This is a genomic window from Deinococcus proteolyticus MRP, assembly GCF_000190555.1.
Classification (GTDB): domain Bacteria; phylum Deinococcota; class Deinococci; order Deinococcales; family Deinococcaceae; genus Deinococcus; species Deinococcus proteolyticus.
In genome coordinates this window covers 1,641,096-1,663,653 of record NC_015161.1, presented here as the reverse complement: position 1 = coordinate 1,663,653, position 22,558 = coordinate 1,641,096, and the positions used below count along the sequence as shown (strand labels likewise).

At 67.2% G+C, this 22,558-nt stretch carries 25 protein-coding genes and 2 tRNA genes; 14 read left to right on the top strand and 13 right to left on the bottom strand.

The annotated features are described in order from the left end of the window. The first annotated feature begins 77 nt into the window (after nt 1-77). The 3 genes from DEIPR_RS07930 to DEIPR_RS07920 are packed head-to-tail and all read left to right on the top strand — an operon-like array spanning nt 78 to nt 2,019. The gene (locus DEIPR_RS07930; RefSeq protein WP_013615307.1) at nt 78-296 is read left to right on the top strand and encodes a hypothetical protein; all 219 of its coding nucleotides are present in this window, start codon (nt 78-80) and stop codon (nt 294-296) included. A gap of 8 nt (nt 297-304) precedes the next feature. After that, complete coding sequence (locus DEIPR_RS07925) at nt 305-1,324, top strand: S41 family peptidase (protein ID WP_049775116.1); 1,020 nt, start codon at nt 305-307, stop codon at nt 1,322-1,324. 38 nt (nt 1,325-1,362) lie between these two features. Further along, nucleotides 1,363-2,019, top strand: coding sequence for a DsbA family protein (locus DEIPR_RS07920; protein WP_041222011.1), 657 nt, complete (start codon nt 1,363-1,365; stop codon nt 2,017-2,019). A 160-nt stretch (nt 2,020-2,179) separates the two neighbouring features. On the opposite strand, the gene DEIPR_RS07915 is transcribed toward DEIPR_RS07920, so the two are convergent. Then, nucleotides 2,180-3,619, bottom strand: a complete 1,440-nt coding sequence (locus tag DEIPR_RS07915) for a M28 family peptidase (protein ID WP_013615304.1) — start codon at nt 3,617-3,619, stop codon at nt 2,180-2,182. 110 nt (nt 3,620-3,729) lie between these two features. Then, nucleotides 3,730-4,200 carry a peroxiredoxin gene (locus tag DEIPR_RS07910; protein WP_041222777.1) on the bottom strand — a complete coding sequence of 157 codons (471 nt, stop codon included), beginning with the start codon at nt 4,198-4,200 and terminating at the stop codon, nt 3,730-3,732. Between the two features lie 113 nt (nt 4,201-4,313). Between DEIPR_RS07910 and DEIPR_RS07905 the strand changes: the two genes are divergently transcribed. Beyond that, entirely contained in the window at nt 4,314-4,631 is a 318-nt protein-coding gene (locus DEIPR_RS07905; protein WP_013615302.1) for a hypothetical protein, read from the top strand. Here DEIPR_RS07905 and DEIPR_RS07900 read toward each other — a convergent pair. The 3 genes from DEIPR_RS07900 to DEIPR_RS07890 form a co-directional block, all read right to left on the bottom strand. Next, nucleotides 4,628-4,945: an antibiotic biosynthesis monooxygenase family protein gene (locus tag DEIPR_RS07900; RefSeq protein WP_013615301.1), complete on the bottom strand. Its 318-nt coding sequence runs from the start codon at nt 4,943-4,945 to the stop codon at nt 4,628-4,630. The two genes, DEIPR_RS07905 and DEIPR_RS07900, sit on opposite strands and share 4 nt — an antisense overlap. A gap of 10 nt (nt 4,946-4,955) precedes the next feature. Next, nucleotides 4,956-6,644, bottom strand: a complete 1,689-nt coding sequence (locus DEIPR_RS07895) for a carboxylesterase/lipase family protein (protein ID WP_013615300.1) — start codon at nt 6,642-6,644, stop codon at nt 4,956-4,958. Between the two features lie 284 nt (nt 6,645-6,928). Next, nucleotides 6,929-8,155: an NADH:flavin oxidoreductase/NADH oxidase family protein gene (locus tag DEIPR_RS07890; protein ID WP_013615299.1), complete on the bottom strand. Its 1,227-nt coding sequence runs from the start codon at nt 8,153-8,155 to the stop codon at nt 6,929-6,931. A gap of 242 nt (nt 8,156-8,397) precedes the next feature. Between DEIPR_RS07890 and gntA the strand changes: the two genes are divergently transcribed. Continuing rightward, nucleotides 8,398-9,201: a guanitoxin biosynthesis heme-dependent pre-guanitoxin N-hydroxylase GntA gene (gntA, locus tag DEIPR_RS07885; protein ID WP_013615298.1), complete on the top strand. Its 804-nt coding sequence runs from the start codon at nt 8,398-8,400 to the stop codon at nt 9,199-9,201. Further along, nucleotides 9,198-9,863 carry a DUF1989 domain-containing protein gene (locus DEIPR_RS07880; RefSeq protein WP_013615297.1) on the top strand — a complete coding sequence of 222 codons (666 nt, stop codon included), beginning with the start codon at nt 9,198-9,200 and terminating at the stop codon, nt 9,861-9,863. The genes gntA and DEIPR_RS07880 overlap by 4 nt, the downstream gene beginning before the upstream one ends. Nucleotides 9,864-9,917: 54 nt before the next feature. Here the strand turns inward: DEIPR_RS07880 and DEIPR_RS07875 are convergent, their stop codons facing one another. The 5 genes from DEIPR_RS07875 to rnhA form a co-directional block, all read right to left on the bottom strand. Then, on the bottom strand, nt 9,918-10,466 hold the full coding sequence (locus tag DEIPR_RS07875; RefSeq protein ID WP_013615296.1) for a class I SAM-dependent methyltransferase: 549 nt from the start codon (nt 10,464-10,466) through the stop codon (nt 9,918-9,920). Nucleotides 10,467-10,517: 51 nt separating this feature from the next. Then, nucleotides 10,518-10,594: transfer RNA gene (locus DEIPR_RS07870), tRNA-Met, on the bottom strand. Between the two features lie 132 nt (nt 10,595-10,726). Then, nucleotides 10,727-10,802 (bottom strand) — tRNA-Ala (locus tag DEIPR_RS07865). Between the two features lie 56 nt (nt 10,803-10,858). Next, entirely contained in the window at nt 10,859-11,590 is a 732-nt protein-coding gene (locus DEIPR_RS07860) for a TrmB family transcriptional regulator (protein WP_049775113.1), read from the bottom strand. 194 nt (nt 11,591-11,784) lie between these two features. Further along, entirely contained in the window at nt 11,785-12,327 is a 543-nt protein-coding gene (rnhA, locus tag DEIPR_RS07855; protein ID WP_013615294.1) for a ribonuclease HI, read from the bottom strand. 41 nt (nt 12,328-12,368) lie between these two features. Here rnhA and DEIPR_RS07850 point away from each other — a divergent pair, with 41 nt between their 5' ends. The 6 genes from DEIPR_RS07850 to DEIPR_RS07825 all read left to right on the top strand — a co-directional run bounded on the left by DEIPR_RS07850 (nt 12,369) and on the right by DEIPR_RS07825 (nt 18,217). Then, nucleotides 12,369-12,911 carry a DUF4870 domain-containing protein gene (locus DEIPR_RS07850; protein WP_148231812.1) on the top strand — a complete coding sequence of 181 codons (543 nt, stop codon included), beginning with the start codon at nt 12,369-12,371 and terminating at the stop codon, nt 12,909-12,911. A gap of 60 nt (nt 12,912-12,971) precedes the next feature. After that, a complete protein-coding gene (locus tag DEIPR_RS07845) occupies nt 12,972-13,706 on the top strand; it encodes an SRPBCC family protein (protein ID WP_013615292.1) in 735 nt (244 codons plus the stop codon). Beyond that, nucleotides 13,707-14,393 (top strand): CPBP family intramembrane glutamic endopeptidase, encoded by a 687-nt coding sequence (locus DEIPR_RS07840; RefSeq protein WP_013615291.1) that lies wholly within the window; start codon nt 13,707-13,709, stop codon nt 14,391-14,393. Between the two features lie 61 nt (nt 14,394-14,454). Next, the gene (gnd, locus tag DEIPR_RS07835) at nt 14,455-15,492 is read left to right on the top strand and encodes a phosphogluconate dehydrogenase (NAD(+)-dependent, decarboxylating) (protein ID WP_245532690.1); all 1,038 of its coding nucleotides are present in this window, start codon (nt 14,455-14,457) and stop codon (nt 15,490-15,492) included. After that, a complete protein-coding gene (gene zwf / locus DEIPR_RS07830) occupies nt 15,489-17,228 on the top strand; it encodes a glucose-6-phosphate dehydrogenase (RefSeq protein ID WP_013615289.1) in 1,740 nt (579 codons plus the stop codon). Before gnd ends, zwf begins: the two co-directional genes overlap by 4 nt. Then, a complete protein-coding gene (locus DEIPR_RS07825) occupies nt 17,225-18,217 on the top strand; it encodes a glucose-6-phosphate dehydrogenase assembly protein OpcA (protein WP_013615288.1) in 993 nt (330 codons plus the stop codon). The genes zwf and DEIPR_RS07825 overlap by 4 nt, the downstream gene beginning before the upstream one ends. Before the next feature lie 164 nt (nt 18,218-18,381). Here DEIPR_RS07825 and DEIPR_RS07820 read toward each other — a convergent pair whose 3' ends face one another. The 3 genes from DEIPR_RS07820 to DEIPR_RS07810 form a co-directional block, all read right to left on the bottom strand. Beyond that, nucleotides 18,382-18,885, bottom strand: a complete 504-nt coding sequence (locus DEIPR_RS07820) for a phospholipase A2 (RefSeq protein WP_013615287.1) — start codon at nt 18,883-18,885, stop codon at nt 18,382-18,384. Next, nucleotides 18,885-19,832, bottom strand: coding sequence for an electron transfer flavoprotein subunit alpha/FixB family protein (locus tag DEIPR_RS07815; protein WP_013615286.1), 948 nt, complete (start codon nt 19,830-19,832; stop codon nt 18,885-18,887). The genes DEIPR_RS07820 and DEIPR_RS07815 overlap by 1 nt, the downstream gene beginning before the upstream one ends. Nucleotides 19,833-19,894: 62 nt before the next feature. Then, nucleotides 19,895-20,656: an electron transfer flavoprotein subunit beta/FixA family protein gene (locus tag DEIPR_RS07810; RefSeq protein ID WP_013615285.1), complete on the bottom strand. Its 762-nt coding sequence runs from the start codon at nt 20,654-20,656 to the stop codon at nt 19,895-19,897. Nucleotides 20,657-21,005: 349 nt separating this feature from the next. On the opposite strand from DEIPR_RS07810, the gene DEIPR_RS07805 reads away from it, so the two are divergent. Continuing rightward, the gene (locus tag DEIPR_RS07805; RefSeq protein ID WP_013615284.1) at nt 21,006-21,665 is read left to right on the top strand and encodes a hypothetical protein; all 660 of its coding nucleotides are present in this window, start codon (nt 21,006-21,008) and stop codon (nt 21,663-21,665) included. Nucleotides 21,666-21,766: 101 nt separating this feature from the next. Next, entirely contained in the window at nt 21,767-22,552 is a 786-nt protein-coding gene (locus tag DEIPR_RS07800; RefSeq protein WP_013615283.1) for a hypothetical protein, read from the top strand. Nucleotides 22,553-22,558: the final 6 nt, after the last annotated feature.

The following is a 22,558-nucleotide window of genomic DNA, read 5'->3' as shown; positions in this document are numbered from 1 at the left end:
GGCGCAAGCTTGGGCCCTTTTGCCTTTAGTCCATTTGGCCGACGTGTTCTCCCGGTGCTCCTCTCTATCCTCACCCCATGTCCACCTTCACCCCCGACCAACTCGCTGAAGCCCACCGCGCCCTCGCCTCCTTGCTGGGCAAGTGCGAGAAGGTGCTGGCCGGCGGCAAGCTGAAGCCCGCCCAGCACACGCTGATGAGGCGCCGGACCGAAGCTCTACGGGTGGCGCTGGCCCTGATTGCCGCTGAGGGCAAGGGGGCGAGGGCGGCTCATACGGTGGAGGAGCCCGGCTGTTAGGTTGGCATATGGACCAGATGTCGCGTGGCAAGGAACGGCGGGGCCGGTTCCCCGCCCCGTTCAAGGTGGTGTTGGGCCTGCTGTTGCTGGGGCTACTGGCGGGGCTGGCGCTCCTGTGGCAGTATGGCCCCCGCTTCGGTGTCTATCTGAGGCCGCCGGCCCCGGCCGCCTACGCGGATACGGCCCTGAGCCTGATGGACAACGGCTACTACGCTACAGGCGAGCAGTGGCAGAGGGCACGTGCAGAAGCTGTGGCTGCCACGCGGAAAGCTCCCGACTACGCCTCCACCTTTCCGGCTTTGCGGAAAGCGCTGGCGGTGGCCGGCGGGCCACACTCCAAGTTGCTGGAGGAAGGTCAGAGCCTCTCCGAGCGGATGGGACCACCTCGGACCCCCACCGTAGAAACCTCGGATGGGGTGACCACCGTGGCGGTGCCCGCAGTGGCGGCCGATGATGCCCAGGTTCTCCAGACGTACGCGGACATGCTGGCGCAGGGGTTGGTCAACGCTGAGGCCGCGACGGGCTGCGGCTGGGTCGTGGACCTGCGCGGCAACACCGGCGGCAACATGGAGCCGATGCTGGCGGGGCTGAGCCCGCTGCTGGGCAGTGGCCGGGTCGGCGGGTTCGTGGACAACCGGGGCAACGTGACCGAGCTTGCCCTCCAGGACGGCGCAGTGTATCTGGGCGGCCGCTCCACGTTCGGCACGCAGCACTCTCAACCGCTCAAGGGCCCGGTGGCTGTGCTGCAAGATGGGCGGACCGCCTCTTCGGGCGAGGTGGCGCTGCTGGCGTTTTATGGGCGCGGCGACACCCGCACCTTTGGGGCGCCCAGCGCCGGGCTGTCATCGGCCAATCAGGTTCGCAGGTTGTACGGCGGCACGGAGATGCTGCTTACCGTGGCGCTGGATACGGACGCTGCGGGGAAAGTGTACGGCGGAGTCCTTGAGCCGCAGCAGCCCACCGACCCCGGAGCGGCCCCGGAGGCGGCGCGGGCATGGCTGGCGGAGCAGTGCCGGCGGAGTCCTTAGTCCGGCGCAGCATTCGCCCGGCATGCCACAATCCTCCCATGACCAAAACCAAGCTGACCTATGTCACCGACACCTACTGCATCTGGTGCTGGGGCTTCGGCGAGGCGCTGCGTGGATTTGCCCAGCAGAACGCAGACCGCATCGAATTGGAAGTGCTGCCCGGCGGCCTGCTGGTTGGGGACCGGGTGCAGCCGGTAGGCGAAAAACCCCGCGTGCTGGAATCGGCGGCGCGGGTGGCCAACATGACGGGCGTGCCCACCGGCGAGGGCTTTCGCCGCAGCGTGGAGGAGGGCAGCACCGTGCTGGATTCCGGCGTGGCGGCGCGGGCGTACTGGGCGCTGCACTCGCTGGCGCCGTCGCGTGGACTGGACATTGCCCATGCCCTGCAGCACGCCTGGTACTGGGACGGCCTGGACCTGCATGACCCGGCAGTGATTGGGGGTGTGGCCCGCGAACTGGGACTGGACGCTGCCGCTGCTGCCCGCGCCCTTGCCGACCCTGCGGCCGAAATTCAGGCGCTGGCCGGCTTCGAGCGCCGCCAGACGCTGGACATCTCCGGTTATCCCACGCTGCTGGTACATGGTCCGCATGGCACGCAGCGTATCGGCGGAGCCAGGGCCACACCTGCCAAGCTGACCGCCGCCTTTGAGCAGGTGCTGGCCGGCGAAACGGTAGAGGAAGAAGACGAGGAATAAGCTGTTCAGGGCTGGCCGGCCCCCTGAATAAGGAAATGCCGCAGGTGGGCCGCAGACGAGGACAGCCCCCGGCGAGCCCGGCGGAGAGCTGCAGGCAAAAGAGGGAGCCACCAGTTGAGTGGCTCCCTCTGCATGCGGTTGACCGTGGCTGCTTGCGGGGTCAGTCGCGGAACACGCTGCTGGGGAACTGCACCAGGCTCTCGTTGCCGTCGCGGCTCACGGCGGCCACGCCGAAGTAGTAGTTGTCCACCACCAGGCCAGTCATGGTGTATTCGTTGGTGCCAGCGGGCACCCAGACCGAGTGGGTCCACTGCGGCTCGGTGGTCAGGCGGTAGTAGATTTTGTGGCCCAGCAGGTTACGGCTGCTTCCCGGCTTCCAGCGCAGCTTGGCGGCCGGCTGCACCCCACCGCCCAGGGCCACGTCCGTCGGCGCGGCGGGAGCCCAGCCCAGCGAAGCGAGCGCCGCCACGTTTGCCCCGGTCAGGCGGGCCGCGTAGTCGAAGTTCACGCCTTCAATCACGTCGCCGTACTGCACACCGTTCTCGGTGCGGATGTCCTGGTGCTGGCGGTTGTAGTTCTCGTTGGTTTCCATCAGTCGCACGGCCGGAAAGCCGGCGTTGTTGAAGGGCGTGTGGTGGCCGCCGCGCCCGAAGCGGTCCAGGCGGTACACCATCATCGGGTCCAGCTGCGGCAGATAGGTCTGGGTGGTGCGGTAGACGTAGCGCGCCAGCTGCCGGCTGGGGCCGTCTACCTCGCCGCCGTAGTAGCGCCGCTGCTGCAAGGTTTTCTCGTCGGCGCCCTGGAAGTACGGCTCGGAGAAGATGCGGAAGCTGCGGTTGTTCACCACACCGTTCACGCCCTCGATGTTGCCGATCATGTCGTTGTTCAGTACTCCGATAACATTCCAGCCTTCCGCCTTGGCTTTGGCCGCCAGGAACTCGCCGCCGTACAGGTTCTGCTCCTCGCCACTCAGGCCCGCCAGGACGATGGAGTTGGCGAACTTGTAGCGGCTCAGCACACGGGCCGCCTCAATGGTTCCGGCCAGGCCGCTGGCGTTGTCGTTGGCGCCAGGGCTGACCGAGGTGGAATTCATCACGTCGGTCACCCGGCTGTCGATGTCGCCGGACATGATGACGTAATCGTTGGGGCGCACGGTGCCGCGCAGTACGGCGTACACGTTCACCACCTCGGTGTCGCGGTCAATGCGCTCGCTGCCGGCCTTGACCAGGGTGCGCTGCTCGTAGACCTCCAGGCAGCCGCCGCACTCGGCGCTGATTTTCTCGAACTCGGCCTTCATCCAGCGCACGGCTGCGCCGATGCCCTGGGTGTCCGACGCCGTTTCGGACATGGTGTGGCGGGTTCCGAAGCCCACCAGAGTGCGGATGTCCGCCTCAATGCGGTCTGCCCGGGGAGCCGCTGCCAGTTCCATTACCCGTGGGTCGAAGCTGGGAGGTGCGGTGACCCTGCGCGCTGCTGCGCTGGAAGTCGCCGTGGCCGCGCCAGAAGTTGCGACGGGCTCCGCTGCATCCGCATCGGCCCGAGCGGAGGTGAGCAGGGACAGGCCCAGCAGGGCCGTCAGATACCCGAGTTTTTTGGACATGCGGCCAACCTAACAGATAGAACAGCAGAGAGCGAAACTCCTTTCTGAACTGTGAAGATGAAGGGAGAAATATTGCACACGGGGATGGAAAAATTATGTTCTGGATATGCTTATGCCAGCTGCTCTTGCTTCTCCCGAATCGCTTGTAGCGCAGCCTGCACGTGTACGGTGTGGTTCAGGTCGTGGCGCTGGTGGACCAGCAGGCCCTGAGGGTCAATGACGAATGAGGCCCGTCCCGAGACCCCGAGCAGGCCGGTCAGTCCACCCACCACACCGTAGGCGCGGCAGATGGTCTGGTCCGGGTCGGGCAGCAGGGGATAGGACAGCCCGCACTTCTCTCGGAAAGCTGCCTGCCCCGGCGCCGCGTCGGTACTGATCCCGATCACCTGCGCTCCCAGCGCCGCGAACTGCGGCAGGAACTGCTCGAAGCGCTGCGCCTCGATAGAGCAGCCGTAGCTGTTGGCCCGGGGGTAGAAATACAGCACCGTCCACTGTCCGCGCAGGTCCTGCAGGCGGACGTGGCGGCCGTCGTCGCTGACGGCGCTGAATTCGGGAGCAGGCTGGCCAAGCTGGAGTTTCATGCGGCCCATGCTAGGCCATGGGGGCGGGCACTGTTTCCGGCGTCCTCTAGGCCTGCAGGCTATCCTGAACCGCCTCGCAGGAGCTTCGGCCTGGAGGCTGGAACTTCTGGACAGTGGCGGGCCGGGGCGACCAGGCCCTTACGGCACTGCGCGGGCAGCTGCTGTCCAGGGGCCTGACCCGCACTCAGGCCGCCTGGGCGGACGCTGGGCCCTTCACGCTGTGGGGCCTGGGGGTGCTGCTGGGAAGCCTGATGGCGTTCTTGCCGCTCCTGCCGGGCCTGGTTCCGGGGCCTTTCGTGGATGAAGCCGGTCAGCCCGACCGCTGGTGCATGCTCGTTTTGGGGCCGCCGATTTCTCTGGAATGGAGCCGCCGCCGGCAGACCCTGACGGCAGCGCGCAAGCAGGATATGGCCGGGGTCTCCCAACCCTAGAGGGCGTCTCCGGTGTGGCTGAACACCTCCCAGAGTTCCAGCTCGTTGCGGCCGGCCAGCGTGCCTTCCGGCAGGGTCTGCCCGCCCTTGTGGCCTTCCTTGAAACTGGGGCTGGTGCGCCACGCTTCGAACGCTTCGCGGCTCTCCCAGTAGGTCAGCACGGTGTAGGGCTGGCCCGGCGCGGTGGGCCGCAGCAGGTGCGTGGCGATGAAGCCCGGCTGCGCTTCCACGTTGCCGGGACGGTTCAAAAAGCGCTCCTCAAAGGCGGCGGCGAACTCGGGGTTCACGGGGATACGGTTGGCGACGGCGATCATGTTTGCCAGCCTAGCGCCAGACCGTGCCGCACTGGTGCAGCTTGCGGAAATCGTTGGTGATGCCCACGCCCTGCGGCTGGAAGGTGACCACCGGAGCGCCTCCCGGCTGCATCACCGGCCACTGGGGCAGGCCGCTGCCGCCGGGGTTGCCGGTGCGGGCGAAGTTGGCCCAGTAGGTCCGCATGGTGCGGGCCAGCTGCGCCTGCTGCGGCGTGAACTGCGCCGGGTCGCCCAGACTGACGGGGGTGCCGAAAATACTGGGCAGCTCGGCGGCGTGGAAGGCGCCGTAGCGGGGAATGCCGGCGGTGGGTGTCAGGCGGCTGGGGGCGCTGCGGTCGCGGAACTCGTAGGCGTACACGGGCGCTGCGGCACTCAGGTTACGGGCCAGGTCGCTGGTGGGGCAGGCGAACACGCTGTCGGTCACGGAGGCGGCGCCGGCCAGGGCGCGGGTGCCGTAGGCGCTGACCGGATAGGCGCCCAGCACGCGCAGGGCCCGGCCACGGTTCATGACCACGTTCAGGCCGACGTACTCGCCCAAGCTCAGGTCGCGGTGCGGGTCGCCCGCCCAGGCGGTGAACAGGGTGCCCTCGTCCAAGTTGCTGCCGATCAGTACCGGCACGCGCTGCTGGTTCCCGGCAGCGAACACCTCAGCCGGGTCGCGGGGCAAGGTGGCGTCACCGTGCAGCGGCGGGAACGGTACGAAGCCGGCGCCCAGGCCTTCGGGGCGGGCCCTCGCCAGCTGCTCGGCCGGCAGAGCGCGCAGGCAGTCGGCGTCGTTCACTGCGCAGCCCAGCGCCTCGATCATCCGGCTGCTGCGGGCCACCGCCTCGGCACGCGGCACGGTGATGCCCGGCGCGGTGCAGGGGCCGCTCTGGATAATGGCCTTGTCGAACAGGCCCCGCGCCCCCGGTGCGGCCAGCTGCTGGCAGATGCTCATGCCGCCGGCTGATTCCCCGAACACGGTCACGTTGCGGGCGTCTCCACCGAACGCCGCGATGTTGCCGCGCACCCAGTTCAGGGCCAGTTGCTGGTCCAGCAGGCCGAAATTGCCCACGCGGCCACCATCGTTGAGCGCCTCGGCAGCCAGGAAGCCCAGGGCACCCAGGCGGTAGTTGACGCTGACCACCACCACGTTCTGCTCACGGGCCAGCACACTGGGGTCATAGTCGTAGCCGGCGCCGGTCTGATAGCTGCCGCCGTGAATCCACACCATGACCGGCAGTGGCTGGGCGGTCTGCACCGCGCCGTCTGGAGCGTACACGTTCAGCGTCAGGCAGTCCTCGGCGCCGCGGCTCTGCTGGCCCACGCCAGGAATGGAGATGAACTGCGGGCATGCCGCCCCGGCCACGGTGGCGCTGCGTTCCCCGTCCCAGCGCGGCAGCGGCTGCGGGGCCTTCCAGCGCCGCTCACCCACTGGCGGCTGGGCGTAGGGCAGCCCCAACCAGCGCTTCACGCCGCTCTGCACAAAGCCGGTCACCGTACCGGCCGGCGCCTGGACGCGGGCGGCAGGGTCGGGAGCAGGGGGCGGGGCCATATCAGCCGGCGTGCCGGTGGTCTGCGCGGTGGCCGCCAGGGCTGTAGAAGTCTGAGCTGTAGAAGTTTGGGCCGTGGAGGTCTGGGCGGCGGCAGTTCCCAGCGAGAGCAGCGCCGAAACGGCAAGTGCGGTCAGCGGGGCAGGGATGAGCAGTGGTCTGGACATGGAAATCCTCCTGGGTTCTCGGGGTAGGAAAACGGCAAGGCAAAGGCGGTAGCGGCGGCCGGACGGCGCCAGTTCTCCCGGCGCTGCTGAGGGTTAGAGTGCGCGTTTCATTCGCTGTTACACCGACCATTCAACGCTGCCCGCCGCCCTTTTACCGTGAAGTCGGGCCGTGCGAAACTGAGGCCGAAGCGCTACCATTGGTCCCCTCCCACAGGTCTTTGGTCTGCGCTGCTCGCTGCCCTCTGTGCTCACATTCTGCGCCTGACACCGTGTGCTGACATTTCCTAGGCCCGCCGCCGCTTCAGCACCGCGCCCAGGCCGGTTTCGGCGGCAATGCGGGCCAGGGCAAGAAGCGGAGCCTCGCTGGCACGGACCTGCTCGCCGCGTGCCAGCCGCCGCATGGCGTCCTCGTACCAGGCGATTTCCAGGTAGCCGGTGCCGTCCAGCAGAGCGACGCCGGTCCTCAGCGGGCGCACCTCGCTGCTCACGTCCTCGCCGCGCAGCACGCGGGCGCTGAACTGCGGGTCGGTGACCAGTGGGCGGGCCAGACCTACCACGTCGGCTGCCCCGCTCGCCAGCGCCTGCCGGATGGTGGCGGCGTCACGGAAGCCCCCGGTCACGCACAGCGGCACGCCCGCCGCCGCCCGCGCCCGCCCCGCGAAGTCAGCGAAAAAGCCGCCGCGTTCGCGTGACCCCAGCATCATCGGTTTCTCGTAGGTGCCGCCGGAAATCTCGATCAGGTCGCAGCCCTGTTCGCCCAGCGCCGCCACCACCGCCAGACTGTCTTCTTCCGAGAAACCGCCGCGCACGAAATCCGAGGAGTTGAGCTTCACGCTGACCGGAAAATGTGGTCCCACTGCCGCCCGCACTGCCCTGAAGGTTTCGAGCACAAAGCGCATCCGGTTCTCCAGGCTGCCTCCGTACTCGTCTCGCCGCACGTTGTGCCGGGGAGAGAGGAACTGCGACATCAGGTAGCCGTGCGCCGCGTGCAGTTGGACCCCGCCGAAGCCTGCCCGCTGCGCCAGCCGCGCCGAGCGTGCGAAGCGGGCCGTCAGGTCATGAATCTCGGAGACTGTTAGCGCACGCGGCGTCTCGAAAGCGCGGGCCATGCCGCCGGGGTACGGCACGGCGCTTGGCGCCACCGTGCCGCCGGCATTCAGCCCGCGTGGCGCCTGCTTGCCGGGGTGGTTCAGCTGCATCCACAGTGCCGCTCCGTTCCGGCTTCCCTGCACCGCCCAGGCGTGGAACTCGGCGAGGTGCCGCTCGTCTTCCAGCACCACGTTGCCCGGTTCGCCCAGGGCGCGGGCGTCCACCATCACGTTGCCGGTCAGCAGGATGCCGGTGCCGCCCTCGGCCCAGCGGCGGTACAGCGCGGGCAGTTCGGGCCGGGGGGCGTGGTCGCGCCTTCCCAGAGCCTCACTCATGGCGCCCTTGAGCAGGCGGTTCTTGACCGTTACGCCGCAGGGCAGGGTCAGGGGTTCGGTCACGGCAGGTTCGGTCACGGCGGTCATGCGGGGCAGTCTAGGAAATCTGCCCGGAGGAAGCGGGTTGGAGCTTACGCTCCCCGCGTGCTGCTCGCCCTGGGGCGCCGGGACGGACTCGGAAGATGAACAGGCCTTTCCACAGGCTTTAGGCGGGGTTGAGAAGTCCGCCATAAAGGGCATAAGCCACACGCCGCCGCTGCCGCAGTCCCTATGGTTGAGAGGTCGAAAGTGACCTGAACGTCCTCCTTTCCTTTCAACCCCGAGGCTTTATGACGATTCACAACCCTCCACGCCGCGCCGGCCACCTGCCCGGCCCGCTGATTTATCCAGCCCCCGCCTCTGCCCCCGAGCCTTTTGCCGTGCGCGCCGAGGCGGCCTTCCGTGACAAGATTCTGGCCCCCGACTTTCCCTGTGTGGCAGCCAAGGCGTCGGTCAATACCGACATGTACCGCCTGCGCACCTACGGACAGCTGGCCACTCTGGACACCACGCTGGCCCTGGCCCGGGACCTGCGCACTTTCCAGGCCGAGCAGCCGAAGATGGACTCGGACTTCACCAGCTTTGTCAGCGTGTTCGAGTTTCCCGGCGAGGTGGACGAACTGACCTTCGAGCGCCTGGTCTGGGAGCAGCTGCACGCGCTCTCGCTGCTGGACGACCAGCCTTACAGCACTGAAGTCAGCAGTGACAGCACCTCGCCCGATTTTGGCTACTCGTTCGGTGGGCAGGCTTTTTTCATTGTGGGGCTGCATCCTGGGGCCTCGCGCATTGCTCGGCGGTTTCCCTACGCCATGCTGGTCTTCAACTCGCACCATCAGTTCCGTGCCCTGAAGGCCGATGGGCGCTGGACCCGCTTTCAGGAGACCATCCGCAGCCGCGATATCAAATTGCAGGGCAGCATCAACCCCAACCTGGCCGACTACGGCACCGCCCCCGAAGCGCGGCAGTATTCTGGTCGGGCCGTGGAACCCGGCTGGCAGGCCCCGTTCGGCCACTGCCCGCTCGGCTTCGGCGCTGCGCCTGAGAACGCGGCCGCTCTGCCACAGGCCGCCCCATCAACAGAGGAGAATGCATGACCCAACCCACTTCCGGCCACGCTGCCCGCGACGAATCAGGCTACGACGTGACCCGTATTCCGCCCCAGAGCGGCAGCGGCTTCACCATGAGTAGGGGCGATATTCTGGTCGTCATTGACCCGCAGGGCGAACAGGTGTCCGACCTGATGGCCTTTGCCGCCGACAACAAAGAGGAGTGGCTCTCGTCGGGCCGCACCTTCGACTACAACGAGACCATCTACCTGACCACCGGGCACGTGCTGTATTCCAACCGTTCGCGTCCCATGTTCACTCTGCTGCGCGACGACGTGGGCCGGCACGATTTTCTGCTGACCCCCTGTTCCACCGAAACCTTCGAGATTCTCTACCCGCCCGGCACCGCCGAGGGCCACCCCAGCTGCTTTTCCAACCTGGTACAGGCGTTCGCGCCCTACGGCATTCAGCCCGACCAGATCCCCACCACGCTGAACATCTTTATGAACGTGCTGGTGGATGGGCAGGGCCGGGTCAACATCGGGCCGCCCATCTCGCAGGCCGGGCAGCGTCTGGAACTGCGCGCCGAAATGGACATGATTGTGGGCCTGACCGCGTGCTCGGCGGAGGGCAGCAACAACGGCACCTTCAAGCCGATTGACTATTTCGTGATTCCTGCGGCGGATGTGCCGGCAGACTTGCAGGAGTAAGCTGTCAAGTCCTGCTGAGAGGCCCCACTGTGGGGCCCTTTCTTATGCCGCTGCCTACGCCTCCAGCCGGTACAGCACGAATTCGCTCAGTTCCAGTTGCTGCATACGGCTGAAACCGGCCGCCCGCGCCAGTGCCTCCAACTGCGGGGGGTTCAGGCGCCGGGATAGGGGTGGTCCGCTTTCCTCCTCGCGGTAGGCCCATTCCAGTACGCCCAGGCGTGGGGCCACCCGGCGGGCTTCTTGCAGGGCTGCGGCCATGTCAGGCGATTCGTGCAGCATCAGGCCCATGAAGGCCAGGTCGAAGGTGCCGGCGGCAAAGGGCAGCGTCTCGGCCGGGGCCACCCGGAAGTTGCCGGCCGGCAGGTACTCGCGGGCGGCCTGAATGAGTTCGCTACTCAGGTCCACGCCGGCCACCTGCCGCGCTCCCGCCTCGGCAAACGCTTGGGCGAAGACGCCGCTTCCAGTCCCGATGTCCAGCACCCGTGCCGGAACGGGGGCAAAGGCTGCCAGCACGCGGGGCAGCTCCAGCCGGGCCAGCCGCTCCGGGCGGCGCAGGCGCTGCGCTTTGGTGGGTTCGGATGTGCTGGAGGCCGCTGCGCTCATGGCTCCAGCATAAGGGCACAAAAAATCCCCGCCGGGTGGGGCGGGGGAAGGTGGTGGCGACAGAGAGACTTGAACTCTCGACCTCACGATTATGAGTCGTGCGCTCTAACCAGCTGAGCTACGTCGCCTCAGGGCTGACCTTAGGGCCGATACAGAGTAGCGCGGTGAGCGAGAGGATGCAAGCCCCACCCCTAGGAGAACACAGGAGGGTGAGATAAGGAGAACGCCCGGCAAAGTTGCCGGGCGTTCCTTTTCCATCTTGGTGGAGCTGAGGGGATTCGAACCCCTGACCTTCTGAATGCCATTCAGACGCGCTCCCAACTGCGCCACAGCCCCGAAGGCTCAGATAGATTACAGCGGAGGCCCGGTCTTGTCAACACCTCCGCTGCGGGTCAGCTTTCTTGGAGCTGCACGGCACTTTTGCTGCCCCGGGCCGTGCGGGCTGCCTTCGCTTTGGCCGGCGCCGGGTGCTGGGCGGCCAGGCGCACGTAGCCGTCAATCAGGTGAATGATGACCGGATTGTGGGTATGGACGCCGTGGGCCTCAATGTCGGCGTCCGCCGGGACAAAGTGGGCAATGACGGCCGCCTCGGCGTCGCGGGTGAGCAGAAAAGCGTCCTGGCCGCTGGCGGCGATGGGGGGCAGGTCGGCCAGGTGGGCACGGGTCAAAGCCACACCGCGTGGGCATAGCGCTTCCAGGCGGTCGGCCAGAGCGGGGCTGCCGGCCATGTACACCTGCTGCCGGGCATTGAGAATCAGGTCCTCGCACAGCGAGCGCAGGGCCGCTTCACCGTTGAGGTGGTACACGGCCTCCGGTGCGGGGTCAGGCGTCAGGCGCGACAGGTCGCGGTCCAGCGCTTCGAGCCGGTCGCTGAAAGCCCGGCGCGAGCGTGTCAGGTACTCGCGGGCGCTGAGCGGGGCATATTCCAGCGGGTTTTGGCCCACTTTGCTGGCCAGGCCACGGCCTTCGAGGCGTTCCAGGGTTTCGTAGATTTTGGGCCGGGGAATACCGGCCTGCCGCGCCACCCGCGCCGGTACGGAGCGTCCCAGGGCCAGCAGGGCAGTGTAGGCCCGCGCCTCGTACTCGGTCAGACCCAGGGCTTGCAGATGAATAACAGCGCTCACGGCCACAGCATAGGTCAATTGCCAATCGGGCGGAAGAGAGTTCTTCGCTGAGGCGCGCAGGTACACGGATAACTCAGGCTCTTACAACGTGACAGCTGGCAAGACACATTGAAAAAGCGGCTAACTAATGGAGAAAAGTCTCCGAAAGGGATTTTTCCGGCCAAACGGGCTTCGCGGAGGGGCGAATTTGAGGCTCAGCGCAGTTTCTTGCGCTCCTGCACCGCCAGTTCATCGACCCGCTCGTTCTCGGAGTGCCCGGCATGGCCCTTGACCCAGACGAACGTCAGCTCGTGGGTGCGTGCCTGATCAATCAGGGCTTCCCAGAGGTCCTGATTCTTGACCGGCTCGCGGCTGGCCGTCTTCCAGCCGTTGCGCATCCAGCCGGTAATCCAGCTATCGGTAAAGGCTTTACGCAGGTACTGGCTGTCGGTGACCACCTGCACCTGACACGGGCGCCTGAGCGCCTGCAGGCCCTCCAGCAGGCCGCGCAGCTCCATGCGGTTGTTGGTGGTGTCCCGCTCGTTGCCGCTCAGGACCAGTTCGTGCTCGCCGTAGCGCAAGATGGTGGCCCAGCCGCCGTGCCCCTTGGTGGTGTCGCAGGCCCCATCGCTGAACAGGGTCACGCGCTGCCCGCTGACCGGCGTGGCCGGCTGAATCACCGACTTCAGCGGCAGCCGGTCGCGGGCGGCCGTGTCCTTGGCAGAGCGGGGGCGGAAGCGGGAGCCGGGGCGTGTCACAGTCCGGGAACTGTAGTGAGCCTGGGAGCGTAGTGTCAAGTATGAAGCGCGTTCCTCCCACTTCCGAAGCTCACCCTGCCGGAGTTCCGCCAGCAAGCTTCTCGACGCCTGCAGCGGCGCAGCTGGATTCGCTTGCCGGCGCAGGCCTGAGTGAACCTGACCGCACTCCCGCCATGCTGATTCACCTCTCGCCGCTGCTGGCCTTCCTGATTCCGGCCTTCGGCAACCTGCTGGGGCCGCTGGTGGCCTGGCTGGTGTACCGCGACCGCAGCCGTACGCTGGACGACCAGGGAAAAGAAGCGCTGAACTTTCAGATTTCCATGTGGATTTATTCCACGCTGGGCGTGCTGCTGCTGCTGGGCCTGGCCGGCTTGGGCTTCCTGGGCGGAGCCGCCGGGGCCGCTGCCGGGTCGGACGCGCTGGCGGGCCTGGGTATCTTCAGCGGTATTGGCTTTATCTTCCTGCTGATGCTGGGCGGCCTGTTCTTCTATGTCCTGCCCATCATTTTTATGATTGTGGCGGTGATGAGTGTGTCGGACGGCCGACCTTACCGCTATCCCTTTACCCTGCGCCTACTGAGATGAGGGGAGCTGTCCAGCAGTGCAGGGCCGCCGGTCACGCCGGGCTGCTTTACAGTGGTGCACATGTTTAAGCTGCTCCGCAAACCCGGCTCCAAGTCGCCGCCCGCCCCCGAAGAGTCGCAGACCACCTTCAGGGCGCGGCCCGAGGTGCGCGGCAGTCAGGGGGCGGCCTCTGCCCCTGTCAGTGGTTCTCCCGCCAGCGGTGCTCCCGTCAGCACTGCACCGGCAACCCGCGCCGGGCGGCCCGAGCCTATCGCCGTGCGTCACACCGTGCCTATGCGTGCGCGTCCGGAAGTGTTGTACCGGCTGGCGCTGGTCCCCACCCGCCGCGCCGCCTGGGACTCCAACATGGCCGAGTCCGCGTGGGCAGACAGCACCCAGACGCTGAAAAATGGTGCCCGCGCCCGCTTCCGGCTGGTGCGCCGGCTGGGCGGCCTGAAGTTCGAGGCCGAGTATGGCGGCCTCAAAACCTCGCGGTCCGGGGGCTGGCGCAGTGTGCGCGGCATGGGGCCGCTGGAGGAGTTCTCGCAGGAGTGGACCTTCAAGCCTGTGCCGGGCCAGCCGGTCACTGAAGTGACCCTCACCCTGCGTGGGCAGGTGCGGTTCGGGTGGGTGCGGGCGCAGGTGGAGCGCATGATGCAGAACATGCTGCTCAGCACGCTGCTGGACATGCAGCGCGAGGTGGACGCCCCGACCGCCAGCCGCATTGACGAGATGAATCAGGAACTGCGCCGCCAGGAAGAAGCCCGGCGCAAGGCCGAAAAAGCTGCCCGCAAGGGCAACAGGAACAGGCGCTAGATGACCTTGCCCGGGACCGACACCGACCGGCCTGCTGCCCCGCCGCCTGCTCCGCCTGCCTGGCTGCCGGCCCCGCTGCGGCGCTGGCAGGCGGCCTATGCCCGCTCGGGCCCGCTGGGCAAGACCCTGCGCGAGCTGGGGCTGGCGTACCTGGGGTATGTCTTGCTGCTGCCGCTGACATTGTTGGTCCCCGAGCTTGCCATGAGCGAGGACAATGCTGCCGGCATAGACAGCGTATTTCAGGACGCGCTGGGCGGTACGAACCCTTACCTGGCGCTGGCCGGCGCCGCCCTGCTGCTCACGGTGGTGGTGCCGGTCACTGAAGAACTGATCTTCCGGGGCATTCCGTTGCTGCTGCGGCTGGGGCTGCTGCGGGTCGTGCCGCCGGGGTGGGCGCGGGGTCTGTCGCTGGGTATCGGGCTGGTCTCGGCAGTGGTGTTTGCCAGCGTGCATAACCTGATGCCGGGCACCCTGCCGTTGCCGCAGCTCTGGCTGGGCCTGCTCACCTGGCACGCCGCCAGCACGCGGGGCCTGCGCTATTCCATGCTGCTGCACGGCCTGAACAATGCGGTGGTGGTCAGCCTGTTCATTCTGATGATGCTGGTGCTGGGCCCCCAGGCTCTGCAGGGTGCCCCAGCTGGGGACGTCCCGTTGCCCCCCTTGCCGGTACCTGCTGCGGCCCACTGACACGGCGCTCCGGCCAAAGCGGCCGCTCCCCGGCCTGACGTGTGGCGCGTATCATGCCTCCATGACAGCAACGACGAACACCGCAGCGATGGGTATGATTGGCCTGGGCAAGATGGGCGGCAACATGGTGCGCCGCCTGCTGCTGGGCGGGCACCGCATCGTGGGTCTGGACCGGGACGCCGGCGTGGTGGCGGACCTGGCCGCGCAGGGTATGGAAGGCGCAGACAGCACTGCTGATCTGCTGGCCCGGCTGGGCGAACCCGGCACCCGCGCCGTGTGGATGATGGTGCCGGCCGGGCCTGTCACCCAGAGCGTGCTGGAGGACCTGGCTTCGCAGATGGCCCCCGGCGACATCATCATCGACGGCGGCAATTCCAACTTCAAGGACACCATGCGCCGCGCCGAGGAACTGCGTGCGCGGGGCATTCACTATGTGGACGTGGGCACGTCCGGCGGAGTGTGGGGTCTGCAGGAAGGGTACGCCATGATGGTGGGCGGCGATGAGGCGGCGGTAGAGCGCCTGCGCCCGCTGCTGGAAACCCTGGCGCCCGCTGCCGACCGGGGCTGGGGCCGCATGGGGCCGAGCGGCTCGGGGCACTACGTGAAGATGGTCCACAACGGCATCGAGTACGGCATGATGCAGGCCTACGCCGAGGGCTTCGAGCTGATGAAGGCCAAGACCGAGTTCGCCCTGGATATGGCCCAGATTGCCGAGCTGTGGCGGCATGGCAGCGTGATTCGCTCCTGGCTGCTGGACCTGACCGCCGAAGCCCTGCAGTCGGACACGGAGCTGAGCGGCGTGAGCGACTACGTGGCCGATTCCGGTGAGGGCCGCTGGACCATCATCGATTCTACTGAGCAGGGCGTGCCCACCCCCGTGATTACCCTGGCCACCCAGATGCGCTTCCGCAGCCAGCAGGAACTGAGCTACGCCGGCCAGATGCTGAGCGTCATGCGCCGTGCTTTTGGCGGCCACGCCATCAAAACGGTGGAAGCCCACCGCGAAGAGGGCCTGATTCCCGACATCAACCCCGCCGACACCAGCGCCGCCGAGCAGCTGGGTGAAACCGGCCAGCAGCGGGTCAAGGACAGCGAATGAGCGCTGGAAAAGGCAAGAAGTCGTCTTCGGAAGCCGGAGCGGCCAGTCCCTCTGCCACAGCTCCAGCCAAAAAGGCAACCACCAAAAAGGCAACTGCCGGGAAGGAGGCGGACGGTCAAGCGGCAGGCCGGAAGTCGCGTGAGAAGGCCAGCGGCCGCAAGCCCGAAAAGGTCACGGGTGCGAAGGGCCCGCAGATTCCAGCTGCGGAGAGGACCGACGCCGGTGTGGCGGAACGTTCCCCGGCAGATGGCCCGGCCAGCAACCCTTTCCGTGAGGTGATGCGCCGCCAGAGTGCTCCCGAGCCGGCCACCCTGGTCATTTTTGGAGTGTCCGGCGACCTGGCGCGGCGCAAGCTGCTGCCGGCCATCTTCGGGCTGTTTCAAGACGGCCTGCTGAGCAGCGCGGTGCAGATTCTGGGCGTGGGCCGCCAGGAGATGCTGGCAGGCGAATTCCAGAGCTTCGTGGAGCAGGCCCTGCGTGAGAGCAGCGAGACCGACGAGATTGACGAAGCGAGCCTGGGGGCGTTTCTGGAGACACTGGCCTACTGTGCCGGCGACCTGGCCGGGCCGGAGGTGTATGGGCAGATTGCTGCGCTCTGCAGCGAGCACGAAACTTCCAACGCCCTGTTCTACCTGTCGCTGCCGCCCAGCCTGTTTATCACCGTCAGCGACGGGCTGGCGGCCCAGGGCCTGCACCGCCAGGACGAGGGCTGGCGCCGGCTGGTGATCGAAAAGCCGTTTGGGCGCGACCTGGAATCGGCCCGCGATCTGCAGGCGCGGCTGACCCGACACTGGGACGAGTCGCAGATTTACCGCATCGACCACTACCTGGGCAAGGAGACGGTGCAGAACCTGCTGGCCATCCGCTTCGGCAACGCCATTTTCGAGCCGCTCTGGAACCGCAACCTGATTGACCATGTGCAGATTACGGCGTCCGAGGACCTGGGCCTGGAGGGCCGCGCCGGCTACTACGAGGAAGCCGGCGCCGTGCGCGACATGCTGCAAAACCACCTGCTCCAGCTGCTGGCCCTGACCGCGATGGAGCCGCCCGCTCCCGGCTCGCCGGACGCCTTGCGTGATGAAAAGGCCAAAGTGCTGCAGGCCACCCGCCGCATCACCCCGGAAACGGTGGACGAGGTGGCGGTGCGCGGGCAGTACGCGGCCGGCACGCTGTACGGCGAGCGCCTGGCCGCTTACAAGGACGAGAACGGTGTGGACCCCGACTCGCGCACTGCGACCTACGTGGCCGTGCGCCTGGAAGTGGACAACTGGCGCTGGCAGGGCGTGCCCTTTTTCCTGCGGACTGGCAAGCGCCTGCCCAAAAAAGTTACCGAAATCGCGGTGGTGTTCAAGCGCCCGCCGCTGAGCATCTTTCCCAATGTGGAGCGCAACGTGCTGGCCTTCCGCATTCAGCCGGATGAAGGGGTCAGCCTCAAAATCAGTTCCAAGATGCCGGGGCAGGAGATGGACCTGCGCGAAGTGGTGATGGATTTCCGCTACGACGCGTTCGGAGCGCCGCTGGAAAGCCCCTACTCGCGCCTGCTGCTGGACGCCCTGACCGGCGACGCCTCGCTGTTTCCCCGCGCGGAAGAGGTGATGGAGTCGTGGCGTATCGTGCAGGGCCTGATTGACACCTGGGAAGGCCAGGGCCGCCCGCAGCTGTACACCAGCGGCACCTGGGGACCCGACGACGCCGACCGCCTGATGGGTGAAGGCCGGCGCTGGAGGCGGCTGTGACCCCGCCCGGGCTGGGCCGCGCCGCAGCCCCCGCAGGTCTGAAGCCGCGCCTAAGCACCGTGCGCGGGGCCGAACAGGCGATTGGTGAGCTGTGGGACAGCCTGGGTGTGCAGACCCGCGCCGCTACCGGCAACCTGGTGGCCCTGACCGAGCGTGCCCACCTGAAAAAAGTAGAGGGGGCGCTGGCCGGACTGCAAGGGCGCTACGCTGGACGGCAGATTATCGGGGTGCTGGACGGTGACGATGCGGACGAGGTGCAGGTGACGGTGAGTCTGGTGCCGCAGGAAGGAGGGCGGTACGTGGAGCGGCTGGTGCTGAGTGCCGGCGAGGAGCAGCTGCGCGGAGCCATCCTGCCGCTGCTGCGCCCGGCCACGCTCAACTACATCTGGTGGGCGGCCGAGCGCCGGCCCGGTGGCCCCCTGCTGACCGAACTGACCGAGCTGGCCGATAAGGTCATTTGTGATTCGCTGACCCTGGATATCAGCCCTGGACGCCACTACGCGCTGGCCGACCTGGGCTGGCCCCGCCTAAGCGGCTGGCGCGAGGCACTGGCGCAGCTGTTCGACCGCCCCGAAGCGGCCCGGCAACTGCCCGGCCTGAGCGAACTGCGGCTTACTTACGCTGGGCAGAATCCGCTGCCTGCCCAGCTGTATGGCGCCTGGGTGGCCGATACCCTGGGCTGGCCCGGACTGGGTACCGTGACGGTCGAATCTGACGACTGTGGCCGTGAGAACGGCGACCTGTGCGGCGTCGAACTGAGCGGAGCCGGGACCCGTTTCCTGCTGGAAGCGGGCGAGGGCGGTGTGATTCATGCCCGGGCGGAGTGGTCTGGCGGAGGTTTTCAGTCCAGCCTGCACCTGCGCCGGCTGCCTCTGACCGCTGGCCTGGCCGAACTGCTGGCCGACGCCCGGCCCCACCCGGCGTTCGAGCGGGCCTGGGCGCGGGTGCGGGCCGAGCCGCGCTGGGCGGCGGAGCGTCAGGCGCGCTGAAGCGTAGGCAACGGCGCCCACGCGTGCTGTGAGCACAGAGAGTACAGAAAGCACAGAAAGTGCAGCACACGGGGCCAGACGGAACATGGAGTGATGCGGAACTGGAATCCTGCAGCACTCCATGCGGGCCTGCGAAGCTGTGCAGCAGAGAACTGCAAACTGCGCTAGGTGTTCGGCGCAAAGCGCCTGCTTCCGCTGAGCCGCACTGCCGCGTAGTAGGCTACCGCTGCCGAGAAGCAGCCAGGCTGCGCCGCCGCCGCCTCGCGTTCACAGACCGCCCACAGGTTCCGGCGAAAAGCTTCGTCGCTGGCTCGGCGGTTGTCGGCTGTCGGCTCCAGCACCCGCAAATTGTGATAGGCGAAGTCGTGAACGGTGCAGGCCGGCGTGAACTTGGCACGGTACCCCAGCCCCAGTCCTGTGGGGGCACTGCATCCGTTGCCGGCCCAGTCCAGCTCGGGCCACAGCGGTTCCAGCGCCGGCCGGGCTGCCGCGAAGGCTTCGGGGGTGCCCCAGCCCAGGGTCTTGACCAGGGCCGTGGCTGCGCCGGCGCGGGAGAGTAAAGCGGGAGAAGGCGCCTGCGGCTGCACAGCCGGCACGCAGGCGCTCAGGGAACTGCTCAGTGCAGCCAGTGCTGCGGCTCCGGCCCACCTCGGCAGGCCCGCAGGCATCAGCGGCTGGCGTTAATCAGGGCAGGGACAATCTCGTTGACGTCGCCCACGATGCCGTAGTCGGCCACCTTGAAGATGGGGGCGTCGGCGTCCTTGTTGATTGCCACGATGTACTTGCTCTTGCCCATGCCCGACAGGTGCTGCACGGCGCCGCTGACACCCAGGGCGATGTAGGCACCCGGCTGCACGGTCTTGCCGGTCTGGCCGACCTGCTCACCGTAGGGGCGCCAGCCGGCGTCCACCACAGCGCGGGTGGCACCCACGCCGGCACCGAGGGCGTCGGCCAGGCCTTCGACCAGGGTGCTGAAGTTCTCGGCGCTGCCCACGCCACGGCCGCCGGTCACAATCACGTCGGCTTCGCTGAGTGATACGCGGTCCAGCTTCTCCTCGTTTTTGCCGGTCACCTGCAGGCGGGGCTGAGGCAGTTCCAGTTCCACGTCGTACTGCTCGGCCACCTGGCCGGTGGGGGCCGCCGGGCTGAAGGCGCCGGGCTTGACCGTGACCACCACGGTGGGGGCGCTGGCCTGCTGCGTTTCGGTCACGCGGGCCAGGTACGAGTAGCGCTGGCTTTGCAGGCCGCCGTCTGCCGCTTGCAGGGCGATGGCGTCTTCCAGGTAGGGAGCGTCCAGGCGCACAGCGACGCGGGGGGCGTACTCACGGCCCGAGCGGCTGCCGCCGATCATGACGGTGTTGGCCTGACCCTGCTGGGCAATCTGCGCGGCAGCGGCGGTCCAGGTTTCGGCGTTGTACACGCTCAACTCGGGGCGGTCGGCCACCAGGACCTGGTCGGCGAACTGCGCCGCCTGGTTGGCTACTTCGTTGACGCCGCTGCCCAGCACCAGCACGGTCACGGGACCGCTCTGGCCCGAGGCGCGGGCGGCCTGAATCATTTCGGCAGTGGACTTGGACAGCTGGCCGTCCTTGTGTTCGGCAATAATCAGAATCATCAGGGCACTCCTTAAAGGGCGAAGGGGAAGCGGGGCAGTGACGCCCCCAATCTTTCTCGGGTTCAGTTCAGGATTTTGGCTTCGCTGCGCAGCAGGTTCAGCAGTTCCTGCGCGGCGGCCTGGGGGTCCTTGCCGTCAATCATCTGGTTCTTGCGGCTACGGGTCTGAATCTCGCTGCTCACCAGCTGCACTTTTTTCTCGGCGCCGAAGCGGCTCAGGTCGTCTTTGCGCAGCTCCTTTTTCTTGGCCTTCATGATGTTGGGCAGCGTGGGGTAGCGCGGCTCGTTCAGGCCCTGCTGGGTGGTGACCACGGCGGGCAGGTCCATCTGGAAGTTCTCGCTGCCGCTGTCCACGTCATGCTTGCCGCTCAGGGTGTTGCCGCTGAGGGCCAGGTCGTTGGTCCAGGTGGCCTGGGGCCAGCCCAGGCGCTCGGCGGTGGCGGCGCCCAGGGCCTGGCTGTCCCAGTCCGCCTGCTGCCCACCGGCCAGAATCAGGCTCACGCCCTCTTCCTGCGCCACGGTCGCCACGATTTTGCTCACGGCGATGGGGTCCAGGTAGCCGTCGGTCTCTACGTGAATGGCGCGGTCAATGCCCATTGCCAGCGCAGTGCGCACGGCATCTTCGGTCTGGGCAGGGCCGACCGCCAAGCCGATGATCTCTTCCACATCGGCGCCGCCCTCGCGCAGCTGCAGGGCTTCTTCCACGCCGTACTCGTCCATACCGTCAATCACCATGGTGGTGCCGCTCAGGTCCATCTGGCCGCCGGCCGCTTTCACGCGGGCTTCGGCATCGGGAACCTGGCGAATCAGAGTCAGAATCTTCATAGGGTGTCCTCCTGGAAAGTGGGCTGGGCTGCGTAGGGAGTGCGGCCCAGGTGCGATTGATTCCGGCTGTCTCAGTCTAAGGCAGGCTGTTCCCGCTGACCCTGCGCCAGAGACACTGGACCCCTGCCGCAAGCCGAGAAACGCCATGACCGTAAACTTGAACCGAGTTCAATTTTATGGAGTTTAACAGATTTCCTGCTTTGGCCCCTTTCCTGCTTTGACCCCGTGCTCAGCTGGACGTGGCCGTCCGGGTGCTCGCTTCCTCAGGCCCGGCTGCTCGGCTCCCGGCTGACCTGAGGCTGACGTCAGCTTCAGAAATGCGTCACGTGGATGGGGGTAGACTGGCGGCATGAAAAAGATGCTGACGGTAATGGTCCTGGCAAGCTTGAGCGTGGCCGGTGCCCAGCGCGGAACTCAGGTGGGGCAGAGCGGTGTGGAACTGGGCCTGACCGGTGGATTTGCCGGAGGAACGGGCGCCGAAGCCTTCGTGCACGTGCCCGCAGTGGCTGGCCCTGTGGGCGTCAAGCTGAGCGGCAGCCTGACCAAAATCAGTGACGCCGTGAACGACAAGGCCGTGACTCAGGGCCTGTTCGACTTTGCTCAGGCCGGCTACACCGAATCCGGCCAGCAGGTCGTTGTGGGACTGGACGGCACCTACCGCCTGGGCCAGGTGGCTCCGGGGGCCGACACCACCCTGTACGCCGGGGGCCGCTACAGCTCCTTTAAGGCCAGCGTGACCGACGGAGGCAACAACAAGTCCACCTATTCCACCAACGCGTTCGGCGTGGGTGCAGGTCTGCAAGTGGCCTACCCGGTTGCCAGCAATGTCAGCCTGGTGGGCGATATGGGCGTGGACCAGTACTTCGGCGGCAACATCACCTATACCGACAGCAGCGGCCGCAGCGAAACCAGTCGCCCCGGCGACGCGGCCTACGCGACCCAGGAAGACATCATTAACCAGCCCGGCACCGCCTTCAAGGCCAAGGTGGGTGTGAAGGTCCGGCTCTGAGCCATTGTGCAGGGCTCTAGACCACAGACGTGCTGGCAGGCCGCCCATTACGGGTGGTCTGCTTTCTTTTGTGGCGGCGCCGCCGGCCTATCATCTGGAACGTGACGCGTTTCCGTTCCGACCGGAAAACCCCGCCGCAGACCACCGAGTCTGCGGAGCCCCGCTTGCAGCCGATGGCCCCGGAACCGGCGGTCTCCGCTCCGTCTGCGGTGCCCGGTGCAGGCGAGCCGCGCGCCCGTGTCCCACTGTGGCAGCGTCTGTTCGGCCTGGCGCTGGCTGGGCTGGGGGGCATGGCGACGCTCGCCCTGCTGCTTGTCTTTGCCGTAGTGGCCTTCGTCACTGGGCACGCTGTGCTGGGGAGCGTCCTGCTGGCGCTGCTGTTGCTGGCCGGGGGCGGCGTGACCTATCTGGGTGTGCGGACCGCGCGCCGGGGCGTGCAGCAGGGACGGCGCCAGTTCCGGCGCGTGCAGGAGGAAGTGGGGCTGGTGCAGGAACAGGTGCAGCACCAGACGGCCCGGCGTGAACTGGCGCGGCTGTGGAACCGCTTCGGGACCCAGCTGCCGGCCGAGGTGCGCCCAGCGCTGCGGGCTGCCATCACGGCCACCGACGAGGCCCTCGGGGCAGTGGACGCCGACATGCCTGGCCGCGAACGCTACGAAGTGCAGCAGGCGGCCCTACAGGACTTGCCCGCGCTGCTGGAGCTGCACGGCCGCAGCGGAGGCGACCCGGCCGAACTGAGCCGGTTACTGGCCCTGATAGAAAACCGGATGCGGCAGGTGACTGCCCAGGCGGTGCAGGAGCAGGCCCACGAGGCCGCTGTCCAGCGGGAGTACCTGAACAGCAAGTACGCAGCTGACTTACTGAACCCTGACCGGGAAAACCTCTAAACCGGC